17 protein-coding genes and 1 pseudogene are annotated in these 16,587 nt (G+C 68.3%); 8 read left to right on the forward strand and 10 right to left on the reverse strand.

Annotated features, from left to right (window positions below; genetic code table 11):
• Positions 1-69: 69 nt before the first annotated feature.
• Both ACQ86A_RS15695 and ACQ86A_RS15700 read left to right on the forward strand, forming a co-directional pair.
• Positions 70-762 (forward strand): response regulator transcription factor, encoded by a 693-nt coding sequence (locus ACQ86A_RS15695; protein ID WP_301211982.1) that lies wholly within the window; start codon positions 70-72, stop codon positions 760-762.
• 43 nt (positions 763-805) lie between these two features.
• Positions 806-2,518, forward strand: coding sequence for a sensor histidine kinase (locus ACQ86A_RS15700; RefSeq protein ID WP_431277897.1), 1,713 nt, complete (start codon positions 806-808; stop codon positions 2,516-2,518).
• Here ACQ86A_RS15700 and ACQ86A_RS15705 read toward each other — a convergent pair.
• The 5 genes from ACQ86A_RS15705 to ACQ86A_RS15725 form a co-directional block, all read right to left on the reverse strand.
• Positions 2,509-3,603: a hypothetical protein gene (locus ACQ86A_RS15705; RefSeq protein ID WP_431277898.1), complete on the reverse strand. Its 1,095-nt coding sequence runs from the start codon at positions 3,601-3,603 to the stop codon at positions 2,509-2,511. The genes ACQ86A_RS15700 and ACQ86A_RS15705 overlap by 10 nt on opposite strands.
• Before the next feature lie 148 nt (positions 3,604-3,751).
• On the reverse strand, positions 3,752-5,371 hold the full coding sequence (gene groL, locus ACQ86A_RS15710; protein WP_431277899.1) for a chaperonin GroEL: 1,620 nt from the start codon (positions 5,369-5,371) through the stop codon (positions 3,752-3,754).
• Between the two features lie 199 nt (positions 5,372-5,570).
• Positions 5,571-5,774, reverse strand: coding sequence for a cold-shock protein (locus ACQ86A_RS15715; RefSeq protein ID WP_387062619.1), 204 nt, complete (start codon positions 5,772-5,774; stop codon positions 5,571-5,573).
• A gap of 174 nt (positions 5,775-5,948) precedes the next feature.
• Positions 5,949-6,500, reverse strand: a complete 552-nt coding sequence (locus ACQ86A_RS15720) for a LytR C-terminal domain-containing protein (RefSeq protein WP_431277900.1) — start codon at positions 6,498-6,500, stop codon at positions 5,949-5,951.
• 14 nt (positions 6,501-6,514) lie between these two features.
• Positions 6,515-6,811 (reverse strand): DUF3263 domain-containing protein, encoded by a 297-nt coding sequence (locus ACQ86A_RS15725; RefSeq protein WP_431277901.1) that lies wholly within the window; start codon positions 6,809-6,811, stop codon positions 6,515-6,517.
• Positions 6,812-7,028: 217 nt separating this feature from the next.
• Here ACQ86A_RS15725 and msrB point away from each other — a divergent pair, with 217 nt between their 5' ends.
• Both msrB and ACQ86A_RS15735 read left to right on the forward strand, forming a co-directional pair.
• Positions 7,029-7,430, forward strand: a complete 402-nt coding sequence (gene msrB / locus ACQ86A_RS15730; protein ID WP_431277902.1) for a peptide-methionine (R)-S-oxide reductase MsrB — start codon at positions 7,029-7,031, stop codon at positions 7,428-7,430.
• A gap of 1 nt (position 7,431) precedes the next feature.
• Positions 7,432-7,982 (forward strand): annotated as a pseudogene (locus ACQ86A_RS15735) (nitroreductase family protein).
• Here ACQ86A_RS15735 and ACQ86A_RS15740 read toward each other — a convergent pair.
• The 4 genes from ACQ86A_RS15740 to pdhA are packed head-to-tail and all read right to left on the reverse strand — an operon-like array spanning position 7,966 to position 12,628.
• The gene (locus tag ACQ86A_RS15740) at positions 7,966-8,946 is read right to left on the reverse strand and encodes a DMT family transporter (protein WP_431277903.1); all 981 of its coding nucleotides are present in this window, start codon (positions 8,944-8,946) and stop codon (positions 7,966-7,968) included. The pseudogene ACQ86A_RS15735 and the gene ACQ86A_RS15740 sit on opposite strands and share 17 nt — an antisense overlap.
• Before the next feature lie 19 nt (positions 8,947-8,965).
• The gene (locus ACQ86A_RS15745; RefSeq protein WP_431277904.1) at positions 8,966-10,405 is read right to left on the reverse strand and encodes a dihydrolipoamide acetyltransferase family protein; all 1,440 of its coding nucleotides are present in this window, start codon (positions 10,403-10,405) and stop codon (positions 8,966-8,968) included.
• 55 nt (positions 10,406-10,460) lie between these two features.
• Positions 10,461-11,519 carry an alpha-ketoacid dehydrogenase subunit beta gene (locus tag ACQ86A_RS15750; RefSeq protein WP_431277905.1) on the reverse strand — a complete coding sequence of 353 codons (1,059 nt, stop codon included), beginning with the start codon at positions 11,517-11,519 and terminating at the stop codon, positions 10,461-10,463.
• A complete protein-coding gene (gene pdhA / locus ACQ86A_RS15755) occupies positions 11,516-12,628 on the reverse strand; it encodes a pyruvate dehydrogenase (acetyl-transferring) E1 component subunit alpha (protein ID WP_431277906.1) in 1,113 nt (370 codons plus the stop codon). The genes ACQ86A_RS15750 and pdhA overlap by 4 nt, the downstream gene beginning before the upstream one ends.
• Positions 12,629-12,755: 127 nt before the next feature.
• On the opposite strand from pdhA, the gene ACQ86A_RS15760 reads away from it, so the two are divergent.
• The 4 genes from ACQ86A_RS15760 to ACQ86A_RS15775 all read left to right on the forward strand — a co-directional run bounded on the left by ACQ86A_RS15760 (position 12,756) and on the right by ACQ86A_RS15775 (position 16,204).
• Positions 12,756-13,184, forward strand: coding sequence for an Lrp/AsnC family transcriptional regulator (locus tag ACQ86A_RS15760; RefSeq protein ID WP_431277907.1), 429 nt, complete (start codon positions 12,756-12,758; stop codon positions 13,182-13,184).
• A 169-nt stretch (positions 13,185-13,353) separates the two neighbouring features.
• Entirely contained in the window at positions 13,354-14,538 is a 1,185-nt protein-coding gene (locus tag ACQ86A_RS15765; RefSeq protein ID WP_431277908.1) for a thiolase family protein, read from the forward strand.
• Positions 14,538-15,272: an enoyl-CoA hydratase/isomerase family protein gene (locus tag ACQ86A_RS15770; RefSeq protein ID WP_431277909.1), complete on the forward strand. Its 735-nt coding sequence runs from the start codon at positions 14,538-14,540 to the stop codon at positions 15,270-15,272. Before ACQ86A_RS15765 ends, ACQ86A_RS15770 begins: the two co-directional genes overlap by 1 nt.
• 68 nt (positions 15,273-15,340) lie before the next feature.
• A complete protein-coding gene (locus tag ACQ86A_RS15775) occupies positions 15,341-16,204 on the forward strand; it encodes a 3-hydroxyacyl-CoA dehydrogenase family protein (RefSeq protein ID WP_431280464.1) in 864 nt (287 codons plus the stop codon).
• Here the strand turns inward: ACQ86A_RS15775 and ACQ86A_RS15780 are convergent.
• Complete coding sequence (locus ACQ86A_RS15780) at positions 16,182-16,583, reverse strand: PaaI family thioesterase (RefSeq protein ID WP_431277910.1); 402 nt, start codon at positions 16,581-16,583, stop codon at positions 16,182-16,184. The two genes, ACQ86A_RS15775 and ACQ86A_RS15780, sit on opposite strands and share 23 nt — an antisense overlap.
• Between the last annotated feature and the right edge of the window lie 4 nt (positions 16,584-16,587).

Here is a 16,587-nt window from a genome sequence, read left to right on the forward strand (position 1 = left end):
GATCCTCACACCATCTGCACACCGTCCACTCACAGATAAGATTCAGCTGACGCGCAGATACTTGACTGCATGAACGCCGGACCACGCATTCTCATCGTCGATGACGAGCCCAACATCCGCGACCTTCTCACCACCAGCCTCCGCTTCGCCGGCTTCGCCGTGCGCGCTGTCGGCAACGGTGCCCAGGCGATTTCAGCGGTCCTCGAAGAGGAGCCCGACCTGATCATCCTCGACGTCATGCTGCCGGACATGAACGGCTTCGGCGTCACCAAGCGCCTTCGCGGCGCGGGCTACACCGCGCCGATCCTGTTCCTGACTGCGAAGGACGACACGGAGGACAAGATCACCGGTCTCACGGTCGGCGGCGACGACTACGTCACCAAGCCGTTCAGCCTCGACGAGATCGTCGCGCGCATCAAGGCCATCCTGCGCCGCACGATGCAGGCAGATGAAGACGCGGTCATCCGCGCCGGCGAGCTCACCATGGACCAGGACACCCACGAGGTCTTCGTCGGCGACACCGCCATCGAACTGAGCCCGACCGAGTTCAAGCTGCTGCGCTACCTGATGCTCAACCCCAACCGGGTGCTGAGCAAGGCGCAGATCCTCGACCACGTCTGGGAGTACGACTTCAACGGCGATGCAGGCATCGTCGAGTCGTACATCTCGTACCTCCGCCGCAAGGTGGATGCGCACTCCAGCGAGCCGCTCATCCAGACCAAGCGCGGCTTCGGGTACATGCTCAAGGCCGCCAAGGCCTAGCGCACACCCTTGGCCCAGCTAGGTTTCGTAAACTGACGGTCTGATGCACGCACGCCTACTCGATCGTTGGAACGCGATCTCCCTTCGCACCAAGATCACGGGCGTCACCGTGCTCATGCTGACGCTCGGCCTCCTCGTGACCGGGATCGGCACGATGACCATGCTGAAGCCCGTTCTGCTGAGCCAGCTCGACGCGCAGTTGAACGCCGCTTCGCAGCCCAACAACCTCAACTCGTACCTTTACTCGTCGACATCGACGGGAGACAAGATCGCCTCCGACGGCAGCGCTTCACCGTACTTCGCGGTGCTGTACGACTCCGACGGAACCATGATCAGGTCGAACTGGGGCAACATGCCCGTTGCGCAACGACCTGCCGTGCCCGAGAGCCTCACGCTCGTGAAGGGCAAGGACCTCAGCCAGAAGGCGTTCGACATCTGGAGCGTCGACAAGCACACGCAGTACCGCGCTCTCGCCCAGACGGTCACGCTGACCACTCCAGCCGGCTCGCTCGGCACGGCGATCGTGGCGACGTCGACCGGCCAGATCGACACCGTGCTGGCGAGCTTCCTCTGGATCTTCCTCGGGTTCGGCGTGATCGTGGTCATCGTGGGCGCCGGGCTGACCAGGATGCTCGTCACCACCACCTTCGCGCCGCTGCGCGGGGTCGAGGAGACAGCCGCATCGATCGCCGACGGCGACTTCAGTCAACGACTCGGCGGCGCGACGCCGAACACCGAGGTCGGCCGCCTCAACCGCTCGCTCAACACGATGCTGAACCGCATCGATAGGGCGTTCAACGACCGCGCCAAGACCATCGACCAGATGCGGCGCTTCGTGGGCGACGCCAGCCACGAGCTGCGCACCCCGCTCGTCTCGGTGCGCGGCTATGCCGAGTTGTACCGGATGGGTGCGCTGCAGAACCCCGAAGACGTCGCCCAGGCGATGGACCGCATCGAGAAAGAGGCGATCAGGATGGGCGTCCTCGTCGAGGACCTCCTCGAGCTCGCCCGTCTCGACGAGACGAAGCCGCTCGATCTCAAGCCCGTCGACCTCGTGCCCATCGCCCGAGACGCGGCGATGGATGCGATGGCCGGGTCCCCGGGTCGCGTCGTGAGCGTGATCGTGCCCGACCCCATCCTGCGCCCCCAGCAGGAGCCGTCGGAGCCCGGACGCGACACGGTCCCGATGTCGATCAACGACCAGCCGGCGCGTGCGGCCAACGCCACCGGGCCCATCGCCTTCGCCGGCGCGACGCTCGCGCGCTTCCGCGGACGGCGTCCCCGTCGCGGCGGAACGGTGATCACCCCCATCCTGACCGATGAGAAGGTGCTCGTTCAGGCCGTACCCGAGGCCGACCCCGCGATCGTGATGGCGGAGGAGAACAAGCTGCGTCAGGTCGTCACCAACCTGATGGGCAACGCGCTGCGCTTCACCGCGAACGACAGCCCGATCGAGATCGTCGTGCAGGTGAACCACCAGACCGACCGCGCGATCCTCGAGGTGCGCGACCACGGCGAGGGAATCCCGCCCCAGATCCGCGAGAAGATCTTCCAGCGGTTCTGGCGTGCCGACACGTCACGCACCCGCGAGACGGGCGGCAGCGGCCTGGGCCTCGCCATCGTGTCCTCGATCGTCGCTGCGCACAACGGCACCGTCGAGGTCGTTGAGACCGAAGGCGGCGGCGCCACGTTCCGCATCGCGCTCCCGCTCGCCGAGTCCCCGTCGGCGCCCAAGCCGGTCGAACCTCAGGCGTAGGTCGCGCGCAGCCAGTCGATGAAGGTCTTGGAGTGACTCTCAGAGTCGGGTTCGGGCTGGGCGTAGATGGTGACCCAGTCGTTGCCGACCAGAGCGTAATACTCCGACGTCGCGGTGTCGGCGTTGTCGTTCATCGTGGTGCGACCGAACTCGGTCGACGTGCTCTGACCGGCGAGCTGGGCGAACTCGGCGAACAGCGCCTTCGCATCCGGAATCACGAACGCCGACATGAGAGAGCCACCTGATCCGTCGTTCGACGGCTGGTAGTTGCAGCCACCGGATGCCGTTGCGAGCTGGATCGCAGACCCGATGCCGAACTGCGTCTCGCGTCCGAACGACGAGGCCTCGGGCACGGCGAAGCTTTGCTTGACCGCCGCCGTGTACGCGTCGGAACCGCAGGCGTCGGCGATGGGGTTGTGGACGGATTCCGCCGGGGGCACCGGCAAGGTACCCAGAGCCGTCACGGCCTTCTGCACCTCATTGTGGAAGCCACGTTCGGTCAGTGAGGCGTTCGAGCTCGAGGCGTCCGCCGAGAGCCACCACTCGCCGACGAGGACGTCGGTGTGACAAACCCCGCCTCCGCACGATCCGCCGTAGGATTCGCCGCCGGTATATGCCGCGCCCGAAGCGCCGGACGCAGGCCGGAGCTCGGTCCAGGCGGCCTTCGCGTGGGGCAACGCCTGGAGGGCGAACAGCGGCTCACCGTTCAGAGGTATGAGCGCGGTCCACTCGGCGCCCGGCTCGCCCCAGACGCAGTTGGCACCCTGGACTGCCTCGATGGCGTAGCCGTCGCGCCAGCCGAACTTCTTGCCGGATGCGGCGGCGAGGTTCGGGTTTACCGTGACGATCTCGGATCCGACAAGTTTCTGGACGTCGCTGTCCGAGAGCAGGTCGCCACACTTCACAGCGGCCTTCACCGCCGCCGGAGTGGCAGTCGCGAGCGCGCTCGCGGGCGGAGTCGTCGGTTGGGCCGCGCCGCCGGCAGCGCATCCGCTCAGGATCACGACCGCCACCAGAGCCACGAGCACGGTCGCGGAGCGACGACGGGCCGCCCCCGATCGGCGTATATATGCCGTCTCGCTCATATCTTCCCCCGGTCGACCGAAGCATCAGGATATCGGTTGTACGGCGCGGAGGCAGGGCCGGATTATCACAGGTCGGGAACGAAAAAAGAGGGCGCCTCCCTTGCGGGAGACGCCCTCTCAGACGTTGCTAGAGCTTCTGAAGCGGAGCTTAGAAGTCCATGCCGCCGGTCGGGTCGCCGACCGGTGCCGGGGTCTTCTCCGGCTTGTCGGCGACGACGGCCTCGGTGGTGAGGAACAGGCCGGCGATCGACGCTGCGTTCTGCAGGGCCGAGCGGGTGACCTTCACCGGGTCGTTGATGCCCGCAGCGAGCATGTCGACGTACTCACCGGTCGCGGCGTTGAGGCCGTGTCCGACGGGCAGGTTGCGCACCTTGTCGACGACGACGCCCGGCTCGAGGCCGGCGTTGAGGGCGATCTGCTTGAGCGGGGCCTCGATGGCGACGCGCACGATGTTCGCACCCGTTGCCTCGTCGCCGGTCAGCTCGAGCTTCTCGAAGGCGTTCTTGCCGGCCTGGATGAGGGCCACGCCACCACCGGCGACGATGCCCTCTTCGACGGCTGCCTTCGCGTTGCGAACGGCGTCTTCGATGCGGTGCTTGCGCTCCTTGAGCTCGACCTCGGTCGCCGCTCCGGCCTTGATGACCGCGACGCCGCCGGCGAGCTTCGCCAGACGCTCCTGCAGCTTCTCACGGTCGTAGTCGCTGTCGGTGTTGTCGATCTCGTTGCGGATCTGGGCGACGCGGCCCGCGATCTGCTCGGGGTCTCCGCCGCCCTCGACGATGGTGGTCTCATCCTTGGTGATGACGACCTTGCGAGCCGTGCCGAGCAGGTCGAGGGTGACGTTCTCGAGCTTGAGACCGACCTCCTCGGAGATGACCTGGCCACCGGTGAGGATCGCGATGTCCTGCAGCTGCGCCTTGCGACGGTCGCCGAAGCCGGGAGCCTTGACGGCGACCGACTTGAAGATGCCGCGGATCTTGTTGACGATCAGCGTGGCCAGAGCCTCGCCGTCGACGTCCTCGGCGATAATCAGGAGCTGCTTGTTGGCCTGGATCACCTTGTCGACGATCGGCAGCAGGTCTTTGATCGAGGAGATCTTCTGGTTGGCGATCAGGATGTACGGGTCTTCGAAGACCGCTTCCTGGCGCTCGGGGTCGGTGACGAAGTACTGCGACAGGTAGCCCTTGTCGAAGCGCATGCCCTCGGTCAGCTCGAGCTCGGTGCCGAAGGTGTTCGACTCCTCGACGGTGACGACGCCCTCCTTGCCGACCTTGTCGATCGCCTCGGCGATGATCGCGCCGATCTCCGAGTCGCCGGCCGAGATCGAGGCGGTCGCGGCGATCTCTTCCTTGGTCTCTACCTCTTTGGAGTTCGCGACGAGCTCGGCGATGACAGCGGTCGTCGCCTTCTCGATGCCACGCTTCAGCGTGATGGGGTCTGCACCGGCGGCCACGTTGCGGAGGCCCTCCTTGACCAGGGCCTGGGCCAGAACGGTCGCGGTGGTGGTTCCGTCACCGGCGACGTCGTCGGTCTTCTTGGCGACCTCCTTGACGAGCTCGGCACCGATCTTCTCGTACGGGTCGTCGAGCTCGATCTCCTTGGCGATGGACACGCCGTCGTTGGTGATCGTGGGGGCGCCCCACTTCTTCTCGAGGACGACGTTGCGGCCGCGCGGGCCAAGCGTCACCTTCACGGTGTCGGCCAGGATGTTCAGGCCACGCTCGAGGCCGCGGCGCGCTTCCTCGTTGAAAGCAATGATCTTTGCCATGGTTGTTTCTCGTCCCTCCCGGACGTCTGCGAAAGATGCGAATAGTTAGCACTCGATCAGATGGAGTGCTAAAGAGATTCTGGCACTCGTGGCAGCCGAGTGCAAGACGAGGCCGGCGGCGTTCGCTGGCAGCGCGCATCCTCATCAGCCGAACGCCGCCCCCGGAGGGACGGCGCTCGAACTTGGTTGGTTGCTGGTGCTACGCCGGACGAACCGACTCGGCCTGCGGGCCCTTCTGGCCGCTACCCACCTCGAAGACGACCGCCTGGCCTTCTTCGAGGACTTTGTAGCCGCTCATGTCGATAGCAGAGTAATGAACGAAAACGTCCTGTCCCCCACCGTCGACCGTAATGAATCCGTAGCCCTTCTCAGCGTTGAACCACTTCACGGTTCCGTTCGCCATGCATTACTCCCATTGCTGTGTTTCGTCGCTCCGGCCGGTTCACCAGCGCGTTGAATCCAGATACTAATGCTTTCAATGCGCGGAATCACCAGTCATTTCAGCAATCGGGCGCGAAATGTCGCGATTTCGTCAGAAGTTAAACAAGCGTGTAACAAAGAGGCGCAACGCCCGCTGCTACCCCGCGTAGTCGCTGCCGATGACGACCGTGAGGTCGGCGCCGGTCTCCACGTAGTCCTGCGTCACGGCGACCTTCGCGCCGGGAAGGGACTGAGCGAGGCCGAGCGCGGCCGCTTCGTTCTTCGGGTCCGAGTAGTAGACCATCGTCTGGGCCAGGGTGTTGTCGCTGGCGTTCGCCTTCGACGACACCTTCCAACCGGCGGCCGTGAGCTTCTCGCCGACGGTCGTCGCGAGCCCGCTCGTGGTGGTGCCGTTCAGGACGAAGACACTGAGGTTCGGGTCGACGGTCGGCACGATCGTCGGAGTCGGGGTCGGAGTGGCAGTCGGGGCCGATGATGAGGACGGGGCCGCGCCGCCCTGGAAGGAGATGCTTCCGTTGACGAGCGAGAGTGCGAGGATCCCGAGACCGATCAGGATGATGGTCGCGAGCGCCGCCCAGCCGAAACCGATCCAGCCGCGGCCCTTGGGGCGCGGGGCACGGTGGGCACCGACGCGCGAAAGATCGTCGGGGATCGTGTCGAAACGGTCCTTGGGGTACTTCTCAGCCATCGTCTACGTGGTCCTCAGTCGTCGGACGCGAGCGTCCGGGTGCTCCTCGCGGCCATACGCGCGTCGCGGAGACGCTGCAGTCGCTTGACGAGCATGGGGTCGTGGTGCAGGGCGGCGGGCGAATCGATCAACGCACCGAGCAGCTGATAGTACCGTGCCGCCGAGAGGCCGAACTCCTCGCGGATGGCCTGCTCCTTGGCGCCGGCATGCCGCCACCACTGCCGTTCGAACGCGAGGATCGACTGGTCCCGTTCGCTGAGGGCGCCATCCGGATTCGATGCCGATGCCCGATCGTCTGCCGCGTTCGCCACCGTTCACCTCTCCCGTGCCGTTACGCCGTGCCGTCCTCGGCCCAGGTCGGCCCGCGTTCGCGGCCATCCTATTTGCCCGATTCTGTGTGTTGTCCCAAGCCCGCGGCACGTCGCCCGACGTGACGCGCCGATGTCACGCGCCGAAATCAGAACCGGATGCGGGAACAGGCACGCATCCCTCGCCGTTTAGTGTTGTGTCTGACGAAAGGGACACGCGATGAACTACGACGTCACCAAGAGCAACGAAGAGTGGCGGGAAGAGCTCAGCCCCGAGCAGTTCGCTGTGCTGCGCGAGGCTGCCACCGAGCGCCCGTGGACGGGCGAGCTGCTCGACGAGGGCCGAGCCGGCCTTTACACCTGTGCGGCGTGCGGCGCCGAGCTGTTCAAGTCGGGCACCAAGTTCGACTCCGGATGCGGCTGGCCCAGCTTCTACGAGTCGGTGCGCCCCGAAGCGGTGCAGCTGCTCGAAGACAACAGCCTGGGCATGGTCCGCACAGAGGTGCGCTGCGCATCCTGCGGCTCGCACCTCGGGCACGTGTTCGACGACGGTTTCGGCACCCCGACCGGCGACCGGTACTGCATGAACTCCATCTCCCTCAACTTCACCCCTGGCGAGTAGCGTGAGCCGGATCGTCGAGGCGGTCGCCGCGCGACGTTCGTACTCGCGCGTCACCGAGGCTGCGCCGTCGCACGAGGAGCTGGTTCCCCTCGTGGCGGCCGCGGGCCGGGTCGCGGACCACAGCGCACTGCATCCGTGGCGCCTGATCGAGCTGCGTGGAGCTGCCCGGCAGCGACTCGGCGATGCATTCGTGAAGGATGCGCGGGTCAGCGGCCACGACGCCGAGAAGCTCGCATCGAAACCGCTGCGCTCGTCGCTGTTGATCGCGGTCGTGGCCGTGCGGTCGAAGAGCGACAAGGTGCCCGGCTGGGAGCAGGACGCTGTCGCGTCCGGCGTCGCGCACATCCTGAGCCTGCTGCTGCACGAGGCGGGCTGGGGTGTCATCTGGCGCACCGGTCACCACACGCGGTCGAAGGCCGTCCACAAGATGCACGGCCTGGCGAAGAACGAGCGTTTGCTCGGCTGGCTGTACGTCGGCGGGATCCCCGACGGCAGCAAAGAGGACACCGCAAGTCGATCGACGGCGAGCGCTACCTCACGACGCTGGACTAGTCCGCCGGCGGCTCCACCGCACGCTCGCAACGGCCACCGCGACGAGCGCCAGCAGCGTTCCGCCGATGGTGGACGCGGCGATCGGATGCGCGCCCGGCGCGAAAGCGTCGAGCAGCAGGGCCGCGACGAGCTGACCGGCCACCGTCGCGAGGCCGAGCACGAGGACGCCCGTGATCCGGACGATCAGGGCTGTTCCCGCGATGAACACGCAGCCGATCGCGCCGCCGACGTAGAGCCACGGCTCCGGAGGCAGTGGTTCTGGCCAGCCCACCAGTGCGGTGTGCACGATCATCAGCACGACAAGCACGGCCGTGCCGACGACGAAGTTGATGAAGGTGGCGGTCAGGGCGCTCTCGGCCGTGACGCGCACCTGGCCGTTGACGGCCTGCTGCCACCCGATGCCGAGGCCCGCGATGAGCGGGAGCACGAGCATCCAGAGCGGGACGCTGCCGCCGATCTGCGCGGAGACCGCCCAGATGACGGCGACCAGGGCGAGCGCGGCGCCGGTCACGCGGGCGGGCGTGAGGTCGCGGCGACCGCCGGGACCGAGGCCCACCCGGTCGAGCACGAGCCCGCTGACCGTCTGGCCTGCGACGATCGCCACGGTGAACAGGGCGACTCCGAGCACGGCAGCCGTGAGACCCTGCGACAGCACGAGGAAGGCTCCCGCGGCGCCACCGCAGACGTACCACCAGGGCAGATCGCGGGTGCGCAGCGCATCCCTCACCCGGCCGAGGCCGCGGCGGCCGACGGGCGAGACGAGGAGAGCGACCGCCAGGATGATGAGGCCGGAGCCGAACGAGATGACCGCCGCCGCGAATCCGTCGTCGAGCCGGCGACCGAGCTCGCCGTTGATACGCGACTGCACGGCGACACCGGCTCCGCAGATGATCGCGAACACGATCGCGAGCCACAGGGGCAGGTGCAGCTTGCGGGGCGGGGTCTTGGCCGGTTCCGGGGTCACCGATCAAGCCTAGGGCCCGTCAAGGGGCGGGGGCCTCGCCGTCGGTGGGCTCGGGCTCGGGGAGCCAGTCGAGGTTCTCTTCTGGCGCGACCTCTTTCTCGATCGTCAGGTCGTGGTCGGCGTCGTCGTGCTCTGGCTTCTTGTCGGTCATGCCCGCCACAGTACGCTCAGGCGGGCGGTGCGTCAGCCAGCAGCGTGAGCGGCGATTCGACCGCATCCGCCACGTCGCGCAGCATGCCCGCCGCGACTCCCCGTCCGTGACGCGGTGGTCGAAGACGAGCGACAACTGGGCGATCCGACGGGCGACGACAGCGCCGTCGACGACCCACGGGCGTTCGATCATGCGCCCGACGCCGAGGATGGCGACCTCGGGATGGTTGATGATCGCGGCGCTTCCGTCGACGCCGAGACTGCCGTAGTTGTTGATCGTGAAGGTGGATCCGCTGAGTTCCGACGGCGACAGGGATCCCTCGCGGGCGAGACGGGTGAGGCGGTCGAGCTCGGCGTCCAGTTCCCTGATGGTCATGCGATCCGCCCGACGGATCACCGGCACCACGAGCCCTCGCGGGGAGTCGACGGCGAACCCGAGATTGACGCCGTCGAACGTCTCGAGTCCGGCACCGTCTTCCGCGACCCGTCCGGCCAGCGCCGGGAAACGGGTGAGCGCGGCGAGCGTGAACCGCGCGATGAACGCGAGCAGGGAGGGGTGACGATCGCTGTCACCCAGACGGATGCGCCTGCGCGCGTCCCAGAGGTCGGTCGCGTCGACGTCCACCCAGACCGTGGCCTCGGGGATCTCCGCCCGGCTGCGCGACATGTTGGCGGCGACCGTGCGACGGAAGAGGCTGAAAGGCGTGCTCGCGGCGAGGGTCAGGCCGGTGCGTGCGTCGACCGAGCCCGCGGGGGCGGCCGGTGACGTGGCGGCGGGTGCTGTTGCGGTGGGGCGGGATGCGACGGGTGCCGCCGCGAACGCAGCTTCCACATCCCGGCGTGTGACGACTCCACCCTCCCCCGACGGCTCGACGATCGACAGGTCGACGCCGTGCGTCCTCGCCAGGGTTCGGACCACCGGTGAGATCACGGGCACGATGCGCGAACCGGACGCGACGGCAGGAGCCGCAGTGACCGTGGCCGCGGGCGTCTCGGTGATGGACGATCCCCGTCCACGCTGACGTCGACCGGTGTAGTGCGTCTCCGTGGTTCCGTAGCCGACGAGGACGTGCCCCGAGCCGGCGGCAACGGGCACCGCATCCTGAGCGCCCGATGGCTCGGCGAGCGCCACTTCTACGACCTCGATCAGCGGGGCACCGACGGCGAGCGCCTCTCCCTCTTCTCCGTGCAGCGTCTCGACGACCCCGGCGTATGGCGACGGAACCTCGACGACGGACTTCGCCGTCTCGACCTCCGCGATCGGCTGGTCGATCGTCACCGTGTCGCCGACCGCGACGAGCCAGCGCACCAGCTCGGCCTCGGTCAGTCCTCGCCGAGGTCGGGCAGCGTGAAGACGCGGGCGGTCACGAGCGCGCTCCGCGCACGTCGTCCCCAGGCACGTCGTCCCACTGCAGGTCGTCGACGGCGTCCAGGATGCGGTCGACGCTCGGCAGGTAGTACTTCTCGAGCTTCGGCGGCGCGAACGGGGTGTCGAATCCTGTCACCCGGCGCACCGGCGCGAGCAGGTGGTGGAAGCAGCGCTCGGAAACGCGGGCGGCGATTTCGGAGGCCATGCTCGCGAATCCTGGAGCCTCGGCGATCACGACCGCGCGACCGGTGGATCGCACGGCCTCGCAGACCGTCTCATCGTCGAACGGGACCAGGCTGCGCAGATCGATCACCTGCAGGCTGTGGCCGTCGGCCTCGGCGGCTTCGGCGGCTGCGAGCGCGACGGGGACGGACGGTCCGTAGCAGATGAGGGTCGCATCCGTGCCCTGGCGGGCGATGCGGGCCTTGCCGAGCTGCGGGATCGGGGCGGTCACGTCGACCTCGCCGGTCGCCCAGTACAGCTTCTTCGGTTCGAGGAAGACGACCGGGTCGCCGAACGCGATCGCCGCGCGGAGCAGACTGTACGCATCCTGAGGCGTGGCTGGAGACACCACGGTCAGACCGGGGGTGTGCACGTAGTACGCCTCTGACGAATCGGAGTGGTGTTCGACCCCACCGATGCCGCCGGCGTAAGGGATGCGGATGACCAGCGGCAGGCGCACGGCGCCCCGCGTGCGGTTCCCCATCTTGGCGACGTGGTCGACGATCTGCTCGAAGGCGGGATAGGCGAACGCGTCGAACTGCATCTCGACGACCGGGCGCATCCCGTTCATCGCCATGCCGACGGCGGTGCCGACGATGCCGGCCTCGGCGAGCGGGGTGTCGAAACAGCGGCGCTCGCCGAACCGGGCGGCGAGGCCGTCGGTGATGCGGAAGACGCCGCCGAGCACGCCGACATCTTCGCCGAACACGAGAACCGATGGGTCGGACTCGAGGGCGTCGGCCAGGGCACGGTTGAGGGCTTGCGCCATGGTCATCGTGGTCGGCGCCGGTGTGGCCGCGGGGGTGGCGGGTGCGTCGTGCATGAGTGTCATCGCTGGGCCTCTCGGTCGGCGGCGGCGTCGGCCGCGTCGGCGGCTAGCTCTGAGGCGAGCATCGCGGCCTGCTCGCGCAGCTGCGGGGTCTGGGTCTCGTAGACGAAGGCGAAGAGGTCTTCAGGATGCGCGTCCGCGTCCTCGGTGATGGCCGCGCGCAGGTCGCTGGCCACCCGCTCCGCCTGGGCGTGGATCTCGGCGTCGTCGCCGTCGGTCAGTGCGCCGTTCGACTGCAGCCAGGTGCGGATGCGGGCGAGCGGGTCGCGCTCGAGCCACGGCTTCACCTCGTCGTCGCTGCGGTAACGGGTGGCATCGTCGGCGTTCGTGTGCGACTGGATGCGGTAGGTCACGGCCTCGACGAGGGTCGGTCCTCCGCCGGCGCGGGCCGAGTCGACGGCTTCGCCGAGCACCGCGAGCAGAGCGGCGAGGTCGTTGCCGTCGACGCGGCGGCCGGGCATCCCGTAGCCGATTGCCTTATGCGCGATTGACGGGGCGGCCGTCTGACGACTGAGCGGCACGGAGATCGCATAGCCGTTGTTCTGCACCAGGAACACGACCGGCAGGGCGAACACCGCCGCGAAGTTGAGCGCTTCGTGAAAGTCGCCCTCGCTGGTGGCGCCGTCGCCGCAGAGCGCGACGACCACGGTGTCTTCGCCGCGCATCCGGGCAGCATGGGCGAAGCCAACGGCGTGCAGCAGCTGTGTGGCGAGCGGGGTCGCCTGAGGAGCGATGCGGTGCACGGTCGAGTCGTAGCCGGAGTGCCAGTCACCGCGCAGCAGCACGAACGCGTCGAACGGATCGACGCCGCGGGTGATCACGGCGACCGTGTCCCGATAGGTCGGGAAGAGCCAGTCCTGGTCCTCCAGGACCATCGCGGCGGCCACCTCGCAGGCCTCCTGTCCGTGCGACGACGGGTAGACGGCGAGACGGCCCTGACGCACGAGGGCGTTGGCCTGGTCGTTCAGGCGCCGGCCGAGCACGAGGTGGCGGTAGCCCTCGGTCAGGCGGTCGGCCGACGGAAGCGGGTAGTGCTCGTCCTCGTGGGACTGTCCGTGCTGGTCGATGAGGCCCACGGGGGTGTCGCGGGGCAGCAGATCGCTGGCGTGCATCCGTTCTCCTTTGAAAGACGTCGCTCATTCTCAGGATGACTTCGCTGGACCGCGTTTACCAGACCTGCACGAGTTTCGAGACATTCCCTTGCTCGCAAGGTCTTTCGGCGACAAACTGTCTACCACCATGGACGACATCGACTCGAGGATCATCGAAGCCCTGCGCGCCGACGGGCGGGCCTCGATCACTGCCGTCGCCGAGGCCGCGCATGTCTCACGCGCGAACGCATACGCGCGGCTGTCCCGACTGCTCGACGACGGTGTGATCACAGGATTCACGGCGAAGGTCGACCCCGTGCGCTCGGGCCGCGGGTCGTCGGCTTACGTGACGCTGCGGGTGGAGCAGGCAGGCTGGCACGAGCTGCGCGACAGGCTGCGCGAGATCCCCGAGGTGGAGCATTTCGCGCTCGTCGGCGGGGACTTCGACGTGATCCTGCTGGTGCGGGCGCGGGACAACGAGGACCTGCGGCGGCTGGTGCTCGAGACTCTGCCGGGGATCTCCTCTGTGCGTGACACGAAGACCTCGCTCATCTTCGAGGATCACGACACGCGCTAACCGGGCTTCGTTTGCCACTAGGCGTCACTCTCGCGGGCTGAGAGTGACGGCAAGTGGCAAATGAGCGGGGATGGGCGGGCGTGCGCGGCGAGTTGTGGGGAGGCGCGGCGTCTGCGAGGATTACTTTCTGAACGTTCGTTCGGTAAATACCGCGTCGAGGGAGACGAGCATGGCGGAGGCCTATCTGGTGGGCGGAGTCCGCACGGCCGTCGGCCGCTACGGCGGCGCGCTCGCGGGCGTACGTCCCGACGACCTCGCGGCGCTCGTCGTCGGCGAAGCCGTCCGTCGCGCGGGGATCGATGCGCTCACGATCGACGAGGTCATCCTCGGCGCCGCGAACCAGGCCGGCGAGGACAACCGCAACGTCGCCCGGATGACCGTGCTGCTCGCGGGGCTCCCGGATGCGGTGCCCGGCGTCACCGTGAACCGGCTCTGCGCATCCGGACTCTCAGCCGTCACGATGGCCGCGCAGAGCGTTCGCGCGGGCGACGCGGACGTGGTGATCGCGGGCGGCGTCGAATCGATGACCCGCGCTCCCTGGGTGCAGGCGAAGCCCGAGAAGGCGTTCGCCAAGCCGGGTCAGCAGTTCGACACGTCCATCGGGTGGCGCTTTGCGAATCCGCGACTCTCCGCTCGTGACAAGGCGACATACTCGATGCCGGAGACCGCCGAAGAGGTGGCAAGGCTCGACGGGATCAGCCGCGAAGACGCGGACGCCTTCGCCCTCGAGAGCCACCGACGAGCGGCCTCTGCGACGGATGCGGGCCGATTCCGCGACGAGATCGTGGCCGTGGAGACGACGCGCGGTGCGGTTACCGTCGACGAGGGCATCCGGCGCGACACGAATCTGGATGCGCTGGCCGCGCTGCGACCGGTGGTGGCCGGCGGCAGCGTGGTGACGGCAGGCAACTCGTCCCCGCTCAACGACGGTGCGTCGGCTCTCGTCGTCGCGAGCGGTGAGGCGGTTCAGCGCTACGGACTGACGCCCCGCGCACGGGTCGTGGTCGGCACGAGCGTCGGCCTCGCGCCCGAGATCATGGGCCTCGGTCCGGTGCCCGCCACGCATAGGGCGCTGGAGCGCAGCGGGATCGACCTCGCCGAGATCGGGAGCATCGAGCTCAACGAGGCGTTCGCGAGCCAGGCGCTCGCGTGCATCCGTCGGCTCGGCCTGAATGAGTCGCGAGTGAACGCCGACGGCGGCGCGATCGCCCTCGGGCACGCCCTCGGATCGAGCGGCTCCCGGCTGCTGGTCACGCTGCTCGGTCGGATGGAACGCGAGGACTCCCGCTTCGGGCTAGCGACCATGTGCGTCGGCGTCGGGCAGGGCTCGGCGCTGATCCTGGAGCGGGTGTGATGCAGACACTGCTGATCGAGGACCTCAGCGACCAGATGGTCGTGACCCTGAACCGGCCCGAGGTGCGCAACGCGATCGACCAGGCGATGATCGACGAACTGCACGAGGTGTGCGAGCGGCTGGAGCGCGAGCCGCGCATCCTGATCCTCGCCGGAGCCGGCGGGGTGTTCGCCTCGGGAGCCGACATCGGCGAGCTGCTCGAGCGACGGGCTCAGGATGCGCACCGCGGCATCAACGTCGGCCTCTTCGCGCGCGTGGCCGCGCTCCCCATGCCCGTGATCGCCGCTCTCGACGGATACGCCCTCGGCGGCGGAGCCGAGCTCGCGTACGCGGCCGACTTCCGGATCGGCACACCCCGGCTACGCATCGGCAACCCGGAGACGGGCCTCGGGATCATCGCGGCAGCGGGCGCGTTGTGGCGCCTTCCCGAACTGGTCGGCGAGCCCGTGGCCAAGGAGATCGTGCTGGCCGGGCGCATCCTGACCGGCGAGGAGGCGCTGGCCGTTCACCTCGTGACGGAGCTGCACGAGCCCGAGGCGCTGCTCGGCGCGGCGCACGCGTTGGCCGATCGGATCGCGGCCAACGATTCGCTGGCGACCCAGTACACGAAGTCGGTGCTGCACGCGCGCCGAGACGAGCATCCCCGGGCCGAACAGGATGCGCAGGCCGAGCTATTCGAGTCGCCCGAGAAGATGCGGCGGATGACCGAGTTCTTGCAGCGGAGGCAGCGGTGAGCGCGGAAGCTGCCGGGGCCGGCGCTGCCGCCGTTCCCGACCGGGTCGGCGTGATCGGCGGAGGCAGGATGGGCGCGGGGATCGCACATGCGTTCCTGCTCGCCGGGGCCGACCTGGTTGTCGTCGAGCGCGATGCAGAGGCGGTCGATGCCGCTGAGTCGCGCATCCGTCGGTCGGTCAAAGCGAGCGTCGACCGCGGGCTTGCCGAGCCCACCGGATCGCTGGACGTCTCGACGGACTGGGACGTGCTCGCCGGATGCGGGCTGGTGGTCGAAGCCGTGCCGGAAGACCGCGAACTCAAGACACAGGCGCTGCAGCACGCCGAGCACATCGTGGATGAGCGGGCTGTGCTCGCCACGAACACCTCCTCGATCTCGATCGACGAACTCGCTGTCGGGCTGGGCCGGCCTGCCGCATTCTTGGGGATGCACTTCTTCAACCCGGTTCCCGCATCTTCGCTCGTCGAAGTCGTCATGGGCTCGGCTACCGCACCTTCGGTGATCGGGATGGCGCAGGGCTGGGTCGAGGCGATCGGCAAGACGCCGGTGACGGTTCGCGACTCCCCCGGGTTCGCATCCTCGCGGCTCGGTGTGCTCCTCGGGCTCGAGGCCATCCGGATGGTCGAGGAGGGTGTCGCGACACCCGAGGACATCGACGCCGCAATGGTGCTCGGCTACGCGCATCCGGTGGGCCCGTTGAAGCTCACGGACCTTGTGGGTCTGGATGTGCGGCTCGGGATCGCCGAGTATCTGCGCGACCGCCTCGGCGCACGCTTCGAACCGCCGGAGCTGCTGCGGCGGATGGTCGCCGACGGCCACCTCGGGCGTAAGGCGGGTCGCGGGTTCTACGAGTGGCCGGATGCGGGAACTGGCGGCGGGGCCGGCGGTCGGGCCGGCTCTGGCGGCGGGGCTAGCGCTCCGGGGCCTCGATGATGAGGTTCGTGATGCGCGCCGTGCAGAGACGGCGGCCCTCCTCATCCGACACCACGATCTCGTGCGAGGCGACCGTGCGGCCGAGCTTGATGGCCGTCGCGACGCCGGTGACGATCCCGCTGCGTGCCGATGCATGGTGCGTGGCGTTGATGTCGACGCCGACGGCCGTGCGCCCGGGGCCGGCATGGATGACCGCAGCCCACGACCCCAGCGCCTCGGCGAAAGCGACCGACGCGCCCCCGTGCAAGAGTCCGAACGACTGGCGGTTGCCCTCGACGGGCATAGTCGCAACGACCCGCTCCGCCGACTGCTCCAGGATGCGCACACCCATTTTCTCGTCGAGCTCGCCGAGCTCGATCGTCCAGTCGCCGTCGGTCATGCGC

The sequence above is a fragment of the Leifsonia poae genome, from assembly GCF_050632195.1.
Lineage (GTDB): Bacteria > Actinomycetota > Actinomycetes > Actinomycetales > Microbacteriaceae > Leifsonia > Leifsonia poae_C.